12 protein-coding genes and 1 pseudogene are annotated in these 13,381 nt (G+C 39.8%); 1 reads left to right on the top strand and 12 read right to left on the bottom strand.

What is annotated here, in order from left to right; translation table 11 throughout:
- Positions 1-5: 5 nt before the first annotated feature.
- Both G586_RS0115055 and G586_RS0115050 read right to left on the bottom strand, forming a co-directional pair.
- The gene (locus G586_RS0115055) at positions 6-1,322 is read right to left on the bottom strand and encodes a glycoside hydrolase family 1 protein (RefSeq protein WP_026528396.1); all 1,317 of its coding nucleotides are present in this window, start codon (positions 1,320-1,322) and stop codon (positions 6-8) included.
- 42 nt (positions 1,323-1,364) lie between these two features.
- Positions 1,365-3,824: a glycoside hydrolase family 3 protein gene (locus tag G586_RS0115050; RefSeq protein WP_026528395.1), complete on the bottom strand. Its 2,460-nt coding sequence runs from the start codon at positions 3,822-3,824 to the stop codon at positions 1,365-1,367.
- Positions 3,825-3,951: 127 nt separating this feature from the next.
- Between G586_RS0115050 and G586_RS23305 the strand changes: the two genes are divergently transcribed.
- Positions 3,952-5,148 (top strand): helix-turn-helix domain-containing protein, encoded by a 1,197-nt coding sequence (locus tag G586_RS23305; protein WP_051204829.1) that lies wholly within the window; start codon positions 3,952-3,954, stop codon positions 5,146-5,148.
- Positions 5,149-5,169: 21 nt separating this feature from the next.
- Here G586_RS23305 and G586_RS0115040 read toward each other — a convergent pair whose 3' ends face one another.
- The 10 genes and pseudogenes from G586_RS0115040 to G586_RS0114995 all read right to left on the bottom strand — a co-directional run.
- Positions 5,170-6,576: an MFS transporter gene (locus tag G586_RS0115040; RefSeq protein WP_026528394.1), complete on the bottom strand. Its 1,407-nt coding sequence runs from the start codon at positions 6,574-6,576 to the stop codon at positions 5,170-5,172.
- Positions 6,577-7,106: 530 nt separating this feature from the next.
- Positions 7,107-7,721 (bottom strand): macro domain-containing protein, encoded by a 615-nt coding sequence (locus G586_RS25725; protein WP_242832036.1) that lies wholly within the window; start codon positions 7,719-7,721, stop codon positions 7,107-7,109.
- Entirely contained in the window at positions 7,703-7,993 is a 291-nt protein-coding gene (locus tag G586_RS27065; RefSeq protein ID WP_026528393.1) for a DNA-directed RNA polymerase subunit alpha C-terminal domain-containing protein, read from the bottom strand. Before G586_RS27065 ends, G586_RS25725 begins: the two co-directional genes overlap by 19 nt.
- Positions 7,994-8,023: 30 nt before the next feature.
- On the bottom strand, positions 8,024-9,388 hold the full coding sequence (locus tag G586_RS27405; RefSeq protein WP_081674397.1) for a manganese efflux pump: 1,365 nt from the start codon (positions 9,386-9,388) through the stop codon (positions 8,024-8,026).
- Between the two features lie 214 nt (positions 9,389-9,602).
- Positions 9,603-10,115, bottom strand: coding sequence for a hypothetical protein (locus G586_RS23290; protein ID WP_051204827.1), 513 nt, complete (start codon positions 10,113-10,115; stop codon positions 9,603-9,605).
- The gene (locus G586_RS0115015) at positions 10,090-10,287 is read right to left on the bottom strand and encodes a hypothetical protein (protein ID WP_026528392.1); all 198 of its coding nucleotides are present in this window, start codon (positions 10,285-10,287) and stop codon (positions 10,090-10,092) included. The genes G586_RS23290 and G586_RS0115015 overlap by 26 nt, the downstream gene beginning before the upstream one ends.
- A 22-nt stretch (positions 10,288-10,309) precedes the next feature.
- Positions 10,310-10,915: a helix-turn-helix domain-containing protein gene (locus G586_RS0115010; RefSeq protein WP_026528391.1), complete on the bottom strand. Its 606-nt coding sequence runs from the start codon at positions 10,913-10,915 to the stop codon at positions 10,310-10,312.
- 11 nt (positions 10,916-10,926) lie between these two features.
- The gene (locus G586_RS0115005; protein WP_026528390.1) at positions 10,927-11,592 is read right to left on the bottom strand and encodes a phosphatase PAP2 family protein; all 666 of its coding nucleotides are present in this window, start codon (positions 11,590-11,592) and stop codon (positions 10,927-10,929) included.
- Between the two features lie 472 nt (positions 11,593-12,064).
- A complete protein-coding gene (locus tag G586_RS0115000) occupies positions 12,065-12,847 on the bottom strand; it encodes a PhzF family phenazine biosynthesis protein (protein WP_026528389.1) in 783 nt (260 codons plus the stop codon).
- A 189-nt stretch (positions 12,848-13,036) separates the two neighbouring features.
- Positions 13,037-13,381 (bottom strand): annotated as a pseudogene (locus tag G586_RS0114995) (radical SAM mobile pair protein B); the annotation flags it as partial.

Raw genomic sequence — 13,381 nt, 5'->3', positions numbered from 1 at the left:
TTTTCTTATATTGTTTCTCCGTTTGATTCAATAATCTTTTTATACTCATAAGCAGAATCTTTGAGAATCCGCTTTTGAGTACGAAAATCCACGTAAATTAAACCAAATCTTGGGTCATAGCCTTCTGCCCACTCGAAGTTGTCAATAATGGACCAATGCTGATACCCAATAACCTCATATCCTTCACTAACTGCTCGCTTTAACTCACCTAAATAGCGATGAATAAAATCCACTCTTTGCGGATCATGTACCTTCCCGTCCAATTGCTGGAAGTCCAAATTTGCCATGCCGTTTTCCGTAATCATAATAGGAAGGCCGTACCGTTCTGACATAAATCGAATTGCCCAATATAAAACCCTTTCATCAATAACCCATCCCAATTGAGTTCTGGGAATTCCAGGCTTCGGATCATGTTTTTCCTTTGTCCAATCCTGATCATTGGATGGTGCATAAACATTCAGCCCCAGAAAATCTAAAGGCTGATGGATTTCATCCATATGTTTCATTTTGGTACGAAAGATTCCAAAGGCATTTACTTTTTCCCCCTTCAGAATCGGATCAAACCACCATTTATTGCTCATAACACCAATCGTAGATTCAAAAGACAATCTTCTTGCTTCTTCCATTGCCTCCACAGAATCATTCTTTGGAACATAAGCTGCTGTTGCCATAGCAATTCCAACTTTTGGTTTTTTTACAGCGTTTGCTCGAATGGTTTTCACCGCAACTCCATGGCAGCGCATACAGTTTTCCGATATTCTTGCAAGGGCAAGTGCTCTCTTGTGAAAAGGTGCATGAGCCCCCTGTAAATGACCGTTCATGATAAAACACTGGGGTTCATTAATTGTCATCCAATAAGTCACGCGGTCAGAAAATGCCCGAACCACCACTTCCGTATATTCACGAAAATAATCTACAATCTTATTGGTGTACCAGCCTCCCATGTCCTGCATCCAAACCGGCAAATCCCAGTGAAAGATCGTAATCATAGGTTCAATATCATTTGCAATCAATTCGTCTATTAATTGATTGTAAAATGCAATTCCCTTCTCATTTACCATTCCGGGTTTTGGAATAATACGAGACCAGCTTAGAGAAAATCGATAGGACTTCAAACCGATTTTCTTCATCAATGCCACATCTTCTTTCCAATGATGATAATGGTCGCAGGAAGTGTGACAATCTTCTCCATTTTTAATCTTTTTGGAGGGCGCCACGTCCCAAATACTTGGTGTTCTTCCATCCTCATTCCAAGCCCCTTCTATCTGTGGCGCCGCAGACGCAGCTCCCCATAAGAAGTTTTCATTAAATACATTTGACATATTCCGCTCCTCTTTCATATTTTGAGTTATTATTTCAACTTCCTATCCTACATAATCGCTCTTCATTACAAGACGCAGGATTCGTTCTACGCTAATTTGTGCTGCCTTTCGGTTCAATCGTCCTGTCTTTAAATCATTTAACAATTGCTTCACTGCAGAACCATCCCCAGGCATAATCAAGTCATTTCCGTTATTCGCACATTGATAATAATCACCTTTTTCCTTTGTGATGGCACCCCAGTCTGTCATAACCACTCCGCTGTATCCCCATTCTTTTCGAAGCACATTCATCAACAATTCATTATGATTTGCAGTATATGTACCGTTTAATTTGTTATAGGATGTCATCAACGACCATGGATTACTCTCACGAATTGCAATTTCAAATCCCTTTAAGTAGATTTCTCTCAAAGCCCGTTCTCCAATATTAGATGACATATACTCTCGTTCTGTTTCCTGATTGTTGGCGCAAAAATGTTTTATTGTCACGCCCACTCCACCTAAGTGCTGCACTCCATCAATAATTGACGCCGCCATATAACCGGACAACAAAGGATCTTCCGATGCATACTCAAAGTTTCTACCGCACAGTGGGTTCTTTTGAATATTTATAGCCGGTGCAAGCCACAATGTAATTCCATATTTTTTCATTTCACGTCCAACAGCATCACCAACCTTGTAAATCAACTCTCGATTCCAGGTTTGTGTTCTTACCGTAGTAGAGGGAAAAGCCGTCGTAAACTGACAAATCATTCGATCTCTCTTGGGATTTCCTACAGCAATCCATTCCATTTTCGGCAAAAAACCATAACTCCAATTTTCAGGAAGATGAAGATAACTTTTTTCCATTCCTCCTTTTGTAATTAGAGACTGTGGAGTCAGATTTAAGCCTGCCGGTCCATCCGCCATGTTAATACTAGGCAATTTATGCTTTTTCCAAAGGATATTTGAAGTTCTTCCTACGGTTCCCGGTGTACGAACGTAGCCATAGCTAACGACCGATCCTCCAACCAGCATGGTACACAGCTCTTCATCTGTCAGATTTAAAACGCGGTTCGAAGGTATTACTCCTTCTGATTGATGTTCTGAAATGTAAGAATCAAATACTGAAGTGTCAATCTCTAATAAAGGAAGTTCACGATTCTCAATAAAACTATTCTCAAAAATCTTCTCATCGAACTTCACTTTACATGAGTTCAACGGCTCTACTTTTTTGAGTAAACAAGCTTGCTGAACCACAGCAATCGTAATTGCATTTAAATTATCAGCCGAAGTCCCTTCAAAGAAAACATACTCTCCGGATAGTAAATATTCCCCATGCATATCGGCTTGATAAGTAACCAAATCCTTCAAGGATACTTCAATTTCTAAGATTTCCTCTTCTCCGGGATTCAGTTTCTTGGTTTTTCCATAACCAGCCAATTCTTTCATCACCTGATATATATCTGCAGAAGGCTTGCGAACATATATTTCCACTACATCTTTTCCGGAATAAACTGCACCGGTGTTCTTTACACAAATGCGAAAAACAAGTTTGGTCCCCTTCTGCTTAACATCCAAGTAACAATGTTCAAATGTTGTATACGACATACCATATCCAAAGGCAAACCTTGGCTCTATATGATTTGCGTGAAACCATCGATAACCAACGTAGATACCCTCTTTAAAGTTTGCTTCCTTGGAATTCTCTCCCAAAAAGCCGTATTCATCAGCTCCAGGGAAATCATAATAATCTTTTGCCCATGTTGCAGTAAGACGACCACTGGGAGATTCATTCCCCAGCAAAATATCTGCTACCGCATTTCCTGCCTCTTCTCCCGGCTGACCAATATACAATAAAGCATCCGGTTTCGTTTCTTCCCTATCCATAAAAGAACAGTCAACACTTCCACCACTGTTAATCAAAACTACAACCTTCTTATAATGCTTCTTCAAAAAAGAAATGGAATCTACTTCCGTACGTGATAAAAAGTAATCTCCCTCTTCCAGTTTTCTGTCGCCACCTTCACCGGCTTGTCTTGCAATAATATAGATTGCGACGTCACATTCCTCTTTCACATGCTTCTCGCATATTTCATCCCCTACAGGAAAAACGAAGTGATGCTTATCAATCTCTCGAAACATATCCATCACATTCCACAGATGATATCCGCGAATATGTTCTTCCACATCATCCTTCCACGCCTTACGCTTCCTTTTATATTTCTCGTCAAATTCGTCTATCCAAAGAGAAGATTCTATTTTTACTCCAGCATTTTTTAGTCCCTGCTCTATCGTTACTTTTTGACGTCCCTTTGTTTCTCCGCTCCCGGTTCCGCCAAAAACAGTCATTCTTGCTCCGGTACCAAACAAAGCAACGGTTCTTTCCTGAAGAGGTAGAACTCCATTGTTGTACAGCAGCACAAAACCCTCTTCTGCCACTTGTCTGGATAATAAGCGATTTTCTTTTTCCAATTGACTTTCTTCATCATTATTCGGTGATACGACAATAAAATCTTTCATCTTCTAACCTTCCTGCTTCTACATAATCTATGTTCTTTAATCATAAGATACTTGATTCCCCCATATTGATAATGTAAAATTATCTTTAGAATTGTAATTTATATTTTATTGAGGTGACGTAATACTTATGAATTATAATGATTTTTGCCAACTATTCTATGCCGCCCACAATATACCAATTGCTTATTTTAAAGATAGTCAATTTATATCATTCTGTGGTTATCCGGATTATTTTTCACCAAGCATCCAGATTTTCGACCAATTATCTGCTTCCAACAAAATAATAACCACCTCCTTAGCCGATGATAATTGCTACTATGGTCTGGTACAGTTGAACGCAGGCAAAGACACTTCTCTTTTGATTGGTCCTGTTATTTCTTCCATGCTTAATGAAGAAATCATTCATAGTTTTATGAGAGCACACAGCATCCCTTCCGGCAAAAAAAATAAACTTGCTGATGATTTAAATCGACTGGCCCGAGTAAGCTATCACCAATTCACCAACATTCTTTCTATGGCTTTTTTTACAATACACAGAAAAAAGCCTGCATTAGAAGATTTGTACTCCATAGCAAATCCCAATCTGAAAAAAGACATTGCCAAAAAAGTATCCCATTCCTCCTATGAAGCCAGAGAAGAGCAAAATATTCACGGTACCTATGTGCTGGAACAACAAATACTAAGCTACGTAAAATCAGGTAATGTAGCTCAGTTGGAAAACTTTTTATTGCAACATGTAAAAAACCAACCCTTGTCAGAAGGAACTGTTGGTGACTCACCACTTCGGCAGGCAAAGAATATTTTTCTTGGTCAGGTTGCAACGATTGGAAAATTTGCGGCTATACCGGCAGGATTAGATATAGAATTAACTTACCAGTTAATCGACCAGTACTCCTTGGAATGTGAACGCTTGCAAACCATCTTTGATATTACTTCACTTCAATATAATATGCTGGTTGACTTCACCAAACGCATCTCAGAAAAAATGACTCCTTCTGGCTTAAGTAAAGATGTGTACTCCTGCATTCAATTTGTAAACGGACACGTGAATGAAAACATATCTGTTGATGACGTCAGTAATCATATTCATCGAAGTCGATCCTACACACTTTCCCATTTCAAAGAAGAGTTGGGGTTCAACTTAGGAGAATACATTACACACGCAAAAATCCAGGAAGCCAAAAGCCTACTTACATTTACGGATAAATCTCTTAGCGAGATCAGCAACTACCTTTGTTTTTCCAGCCAATCTTATTTTCAGAACGTGTTTAAAAAGATAGCTGGTGAAACACCACTTTCCTATAGAAAAAAGACACAGAAGTAATCATCTTCTGTGTCTTTTGCTTTATGCTTCAGAATTCATTCTTCTCTTTTCCACTTCTTCTTTCATCTGAGGCAGTTTATCTTCCAAATCAAATCCTCTGAAAATAAGATACATAAGAAGATTAATAAAAATGGGGAAGATATTTGCAAATCCATAAATGGAATATCTCATGGATGTAGTTGCAACCTGCAAAGATGCGTCATAGGCTCCAAGCACCAAAAATATGGATAAAATAACGGAACCAATTCCGGATCCCACTTTTGAGCCAAATCCAATAGCACCGGATGAGATTGCTACCAGTTTTTTATCATACTTATATTCGTTGTAGTCTACAGCCATTCCCAAAAGTACACCATACAAACACATCAACGGCATCATCATTACACTTGATACAATTCCGGTTGCAACATACATTACAATATTGCCAGGCGCCAAACAACGAATAATCATTGCTCCTACGGTTCCAAGCAATCCAAAATCAATCGCACCTTTGACTCCCAGTTTCTCAATAATCGGTTTTGAAATACCAAATCCTATTACCGTTCCCAAAAGACCAAAACCACCAACTAACGCTACCAGATTATCGTTTCCGAAAATCCACTTACAATAATAAGTATTTGCTGAAGCTGATATGGCATTTGTAACACTGGTAATAATATTAAACAGTAAAACTATTACCCAATACTTACTGGCAAATAACATTTTTGCAGCTTCTTTAAAAGGAACTTTTTCTTCCTCTTTTTCTTCCGTTTTATATTCTGCAACCTTCATTACGGCTTTATTTCCGTTAATACTACAAATCAATAAAGACAACAGCACTGCCAAGGCAATTATAAAGCCAAACTTAATCCATGCATTTTGTGTTCCTCCCAAGGCATTGGTAATCGGAATAATCGCAATTGCCATAATGATTCCGGAAATATAAGATCCAATTGCTCTAAAAATACCAAGATTGGATCTTTCATCCAAACTTTTTGTTCGAACAACGATGGTAGCTGCAAAGGGAGTGGATATTAGGGTATAAAATACCGCAGTCAACAAAATATTTGTAATTGTTACATAGGCAAAGGATGCCACCTGACTAATATCCTTTGGAACAGTAAACAGCAAAATAATTGTAATTGCTGCCGGAATCATCATCCGTTTCATCCACTTGTAGTATTTCTCGTTTCCGCCTTTGGATTGTTCCACAACATTTCCAAACCAGATATCTGTAACTGCATCAATGACTTTTGCAATTCCCATTGCAATGCCTACGCCACCAACAGCCAGCCCTACTTTATCTGTATAAAAATATGTTAACTGACCAACCAGGTTACCGATTAAAGCAAGACCAAACTGTCCCAACATATCTGCAAAATAGTCATACCCTCTTAAGACTTTTTGCACACCATTTTTATCAACCCCTAGCTCTTTATGTTTTCCCATAATTGCCTCCTTTTTTATTACTATATGATATAAATATCATCTAAAAGAGGATCAATATTGTAAAATATTATTTCATAGTGTAATTTTATCTTTATTTTCGAAGCTGATTTCAAGAACAACGTGCATCACTTTCATCCACACCAATCTTTCGGAGCAAGCATAACGCTCCACGCTGTCCACACTTTCTGATAAATACTTTAAAGAAAGAATGGCACCACAGGATACCCAAAATACGTAAGCGTAGTTAGAGCTTACGGTACCAGGTATATAAAAAGCTCCCACAAACCGCTTAAACTAGCAGTTTGTAGGAGCCAAAAAGTATCTTTTATGATATGTTCAAACATGTCAGCATCTGTTATAGTAATCAGAGACAGTCGAGAGCCTGGGATCTATGCAAAGGAACGCCCCACTCAAAGTCGTGATACTTTATATTCAGTTCTGAAGACTGATCCCAGGAACAGTATGACATTTTTTATCTCCATCTTATTTTAGTGCAGCGCTGAGAGTGTTAGGAATGCCTCTCGGCCCTCTCACTGCATAGATTCCATACTCTGATTTAAGCTTTTCAAACGTGAATTCATCACGCTTTTTGGGGAGGCAAAGAGCCCCTTCTTAGATGGTGCAGCTCCGGCAACACTAAGAGAAGACATCATAGGAGCACCATAAATCTCATCCTCCTTAGGTGCGCTTCCAATATCTTCTGATTCGAATTCTTTGTAATTTTCACGTCTTCTATCACGAGGACGCTCTAATCTGTACTCTTCATCTAGAGTCTCAGTAACATAGTCATCATCAATGTAGCTGCGTACTTCCTCTCCAAGTTCTCCGGAAATCCTTACAGACTTTTGTCCGAACACCACCAGGAAGATTTCCATCTCATGCTCAGTGAGGAACCTGGTAAAAGAATCCACGGCAATCTCAATCCCCAGCTTTTGCGGAAATCCATAAGTTCCCGTTGCAAGCAGCGGAAAAGCAATGGACTTACACTTATGCTCATAAGCCAGCTCCAGAGATTTGTCATAGCATGCCTTCAAAAAATCTGCTTCACCATGATCTCCACCATCCCACCATGGTCCGCTGGCATGAATGATGTATTTTGCACCAAGATTAAAAGCCGGAGTAATTCCTACTTCTCCTGGCTCCAGGCGTCCAATCTTCTCACGAGCAGCAAGGAGTTTCTCTTCTCCTGCAGCTTTGTATACTGGTATAAAAAGAGCTTTTCCATTATTTCTCTGCAGCTCTTGGCACCACAGTTTCTGATCTTGGCAATCTCTGTGCCTTCTGCTATTGCCTCCGCCAGTTCTCCGATGGTGGAATATCCAGCTCTTTTAAGTGAGTTATAAGCCCTGACTCCAAGGTCCAGTGCCTCTTCAAGTCTATTGCAACAAAAAAGGAGCTGTGAAAAATGATTTCTCATTTTTTCACAGCCCCTTTTTTAACGTTTAATTTAAAGAAAGATCATTAACATAACGATTGCAAAGCCTACTGCGAAGGTAAGTGCGCCTCTGTCGTTGTCTTGCTTCAGGGCTATCTGAGGAATTTCCTCGATGGTGGTATAAACAAGAGCTCCACCGGAAACTGACATTATATAAGGCAGAAGGCCGGGGAATAAAACAACCAGTACAACAGTGATAATACCTAGAAGCGGTATTGGTGCACCGGATACAACTCCCATAAGAAATGCCTTGCCGGTTTTGGTTCCTGCTTCTCTAAGCCAAAGTGAAACGTTGAGCGCTTCCGGGATGTTCTGAAGTGAGATGGCAATAGCCAGGACAAGCGCAACCGATGATGATATCCATTCAGTCTCCATGAAGTGAGCTGCGTAAATAGTTCCAAGTGCTATTCCTTCGGGAGCATGATGGATCACTTCCTTCAGCACAGCCTTTATTTTGGGGCTCAATTCACTTTCCGGACCTTCGGTTATATCGGAATAAACATGTGTGTGTGGTATGAATTTATCAAGAAGAATCTGGAAGAGCACGCCTACACAAAAGAATATGGTTACAGGAATGATTCCCTTATGTACATTGGTGTCAAAGCCTTTAACTGCAGGCTCTATCATAGCCCAGACTGCTGCTGAGAGCATAATTCCTGAACTGAATCCAACCAGTACAGCCCTCATCTTGTCCGAGAGCTGAGCCTTCTGAGCATAGATGATCAGCGAGCCCAGGAGTGTTCCGACAAGAGGAATCAGCATTCCAAAGATTGTCTCGGTGTCGGAGAGTGTATTAGCGCTGTCCAAATGTGTTATAAGTGCTCGGAATCCAATGAACAAAAGAATTGTTCCGCCCATGATCTCGGATCCTGCCTTGTATCGATCCCCGAAAACGCTGCCTATCTTAACTCCTGCCATTGAAATGATACAAGTAATGACTCCGATAATGATTACTGCAATCACAACATTGATAAGTCTTCCTGAATCAATGATCTCAACCGGTACTGCTACAAAAGTGATGCCGACTGCCAAAGCATCAATACTTGTAGCTACAGCCATCATGAACATCGTCTTGACATCGAATCCCGGTGATACTTCCTCATCCGGACCAAGCGCTTCTTTGATCATATTACCACCAATCAGTGACAGTAGAATAAAAGCCACCCATGGCGCCACCATGCTGATCAGCTTAACAAAATTGGAACCCACCAGATAACCTATAAGAGGCATAACTCCCTGAAATGTTCCAAACCATACGCCACACAAGAGATACTCTTTCTTTGTGACCTTGCCTACTGCAAGACCTTTACAAATAGAGACCGCGAACGCATCCATCGCCAAACCTATCGCCAATAGCAGTACTTCAAATAAGCCCATAATCCATCTCCTAACAAAAAGAAAAATAAAAAGACCAAGTACAGAAAACTATACTTGGTCGTTCCTTCGAAAAAATGACAGCATGCATAGTTCTCCCTTAAACAACTATACATGAGTCTCGCAATTTAAAACAAGCCAGGCCAAAGCCAGTATGTTGACTTGCTACGTTAAAACGCTTGCTACTCCCTCATGGGAAATATGAGAAATCATATCATTAAGAACAGATGCTGTCAACGTATGATATTTTGCATATATCTTGAAAAGTGCATTCATAAGTATATATAATAACAAAAGTAGCTCCAAATTCCCTTTTCAGGTCCAGCTCCATGATATTTTCTGTCTGCTCATTCCTGATAAAGCCCTTGTTTAAGACCAAATCTATTTCATCTGTGTTGTCATCGCAGACTGCAAGGGAAAATCCTGAATCATCCATGAGATTAGTGCAGGCATAGTCAAATGTTTCAGGATATAACTGCTTATACTCAGGTAAGACTCCACAAAATCCCTCACCGAAATACATATCATAGATTGCTGCACCAACAACGTTACCATCATCAAGCCAAAGCCCAATGGACTCAATCAAATCCTTATTGAATTCCGGATGCTCATACATCCACTCAAATCTCGCCCAGTTCCAATTAATATGGCTTGTATCCCGAGCATTTAGTTCTATAAGAAAATCACATACCGCCTCATAATCATTATCTGTATATTTCTTGAAATACATTATTCCTGCTCCTTATAAACAATAAACCTGGGTCCCTCTTCTCCAATTTCTGTGCTGTAATAGCCTTAAGACCCTCAAGCTGTCCCATGACCACCGCAGCCCCCTGGGCAAAGTAGAACAAAAGAACCGTAACTGTTGCTAAAACTGTATTCCTTACTAAATGCTTTGACATAATCCCTCCTGAAACACATGATTTATCTTATTTTGTAGATCACAATTCCCTTTGCCACAATCATCAGAAACAGCATTGAAACTCCATAGGCTTCCCTGCCCATTGCGAGAAGAAGTACTGCGGTAATTCCCACTATCACTGATATGGCTGTAATGATCCTGCTTCCCCTTTCCTGCCTCAGTCTTGTCAACAGAATCTTAACTGCTCCGATGATTACCAACAAAATAAAAACAGCCCAGTAGAGCATACACTTCAGTCTTCCTGCCTGAACATAATCAGGAAGACTCACCGCATAATAGACACCATCAATCCTATTGGGATATATGGGCAGGACAATCATTATCATCGCAAGCACATCTATGATTCCAAGAAGCATATCGCAAATATATCTGATATTGTCCCTATTCTCTTTTTCGGCAATCGATACCATCTTTTCTGCCGACAAAAGTTCGTCTATAGATACTGAAAAGAATCTCGATATCTCTTTTAACGAATCTATGCTCGGGTACCCACGACCTGACTCCCACTTGGAAATTGCAGTCCTTGAAACATATAAAGCCTCTGCCAGCTCTTCCTGAGTCATATCTTTATTCTTTCTAAGTTCCTGCAGTTTTTCGCCAAACTCCATTTTACCCCCTGTCAGGCTTTTGCTTTTTCATCAATGATAAGAACAACAGCCCTGTATAAAAGAAATAATCCCGTACTCAAGAGAATTGATCCCATGATATCTGTCAGCCAATGAACTCCAGCTACGGTTCTTCCTACAAACATAAAAATGGAGAACAACGCTGAAAAGACGCATACATATTTCAGTACGACTTTATTCTTCATCTTTCTTTTCGCCTGAAACCAGAGAGTAGGCATGACGCTTAATACCAAGAGTGTTGTAGACGATGGATAAGATGCCTCCATAAATCCATCTATCAGGACCGGTCTGTAATTGATTGGGATCATTTCAAATATCAGATATCCAAATATCACTATAATATAGTATATCCCAAGTACTATTATGTCGTAATCGACTCTAAACAGGCTCTTCCTTTGTATCAACTGGGTAAGACCGATACCTGCAAATATCAGACATATGAATATAGGCACAAGTCCCAACCAGTCAGTTATGGTGTATATGACCATATGAACCCCGGTCAATTTGTGAAAATAGCAGTTGATCGTGGCAAAACCTATGTCTGTCCCATTTTGCCCGACAGGCTGAACATCAACAATTTGGATCAGTAATGTCCAGACTACAAATACAATTAAATACAATGCTCCAAATAATAAACTCTTAAATCCTTTTCTTTTCATTTCTCATAATCCTTTCTGTTTTGTTCGCGAGGCTATATGAACCGTAACAAGAATCATGAAAAAACTGAAGAAACGCTTGGTGACATGTATGACACGATTCGTATCATCTGCATAAACAAGCCTATCACACAAAAAAAATATGGTCGTCATCTACACGGATAACGACCTAAAAATCACTGATATTATATTTCTTGATTTCTCACTCTGTTGGAAGTGAGAGTGCTTTTTCATTAAACTCCATCACTGTGACATAGTTACAATATCATCCAAGCTGAGAAGCTGCGTTTACATCATCATTCCAAATTATACTTCAAACCAACGATGGAAGTTTGCACTTATCTTTCACTCCTCAAGCTAAACATATCACGGAAATATTTGGACACACTAATCAATTTTCAGATGCATTTTTGCATTTTTCTGACAATTGAGACAATTCATTATTCTCAATTTGAGTTAGCACTTTTAACTGAAATTAAAAGTCAACGGCAATGTCTGAGATAGCCACCAAAGTAGCCTCTCCACTTATTTTTATTCTTCCGTTCTCAAGCAGTTTGCAGTATAGATGACCACCTCTTTTTGATGCCTGATATGCATGAATCTCTGATTTTCCCAGTTCTTTTGACCAGTAATCTGCTATCTGACAATGTGCAGAACCGCACACGGGATCTTCAGGAACCAAAAGTTTAGGAAAGAAGCTACGTGATACACAGTCTGTATCTGTTCCCTTTGCAGTAACATCCTGCCCACGGCCGGGTAGCTCAGCAAGTTTACTCTGATCCGGCTGCATGTTTCGGATCTGCTCCTCAGATTCAAAAATGCATACAAGATCAGGTCCCAATATTGCCTTAACGGGTCTAACTCCAAAAGCACTTTCCATATCATCTGTCACTGGTATCTCCTGCTGCTCATATGTGGGAAAGTCCATCTCATAAAGTTTCCCTTTTCTGGTAATTGTTAGTTTTCCGCTGAGAGTATTAAATTCTATTACATCCTTATTCTGCTCAAAGTAGTTAAATATCACAAAAGAGGAGGCCAGGGTCGCATGACCGCATAGTTCAACCTCAGATCCCGGAGTAAACCATCTGAGGTGATAGCCTTCTTCCTCCTTGACTATAAATGCTGTCTCGCTCAGATTATTCTCCATCGCGAGCTTCATCATGAAATCTTCTTCCGGCCATTTATCCATTACACAAACTGCCGCCGGGTTGCCTGAAAAAGGTTTGTTTGTAAAAGCATCAACAATATATTGTTTCATTGCACACCTCACTCGTTTTTATACTCATATACTATCTGAACCCATTCTGCGCCAGGACTATAATACCTTGCTCATAACTTCTTTCTAATCTCTTTCAACTCCTCAATGTCTGAATCAAATACTCTGACGTTTGGGCATGCAGGATATCCGCTCTACTTAAGCACGATAGTATTCTGATTTATTCTTCCATCAAGGATTATGTATTACATTTCTCTTTCCACTATTGGCAGTTCCTCTTACTTCTTCGTGGTAAAAGTAATCTACGATTGTTGGATGTCCTTTCTCTACTCTCTCATACGGAGTTTCATTATCAACAAACCTGCAATCATACTTTTTAGCCAGCTCTTCTGCTTTCTTTTCCAGCGCTTCAAAATAGCTGCGGTTCTTTTTATTATAGATTTCGTCATACAGCGGCACCAGATCCGGATGTTTATCGGAAATGTATTTCATGATATCTGCCTTAAAACCTCCGCGAAGATTCAGATTCTCAAGCCATACAAGGTCACACTGATCTTTTGTCCTGTCTATGATTGC

Origin of the sequence: Butyrivibrio sp. VCD2006 (assembly GCF_000423925.1) — a bacterium.
Lineage (GTDB): Bacteria > Bacillota > Clostridia > Lachnospirales > Lachnospiraceae > Butyrivibrio.
Note: the sequence above shows the minus strand (reverse complement) of the source record. Positions and strands in the feature narration are given on the sequence as shown.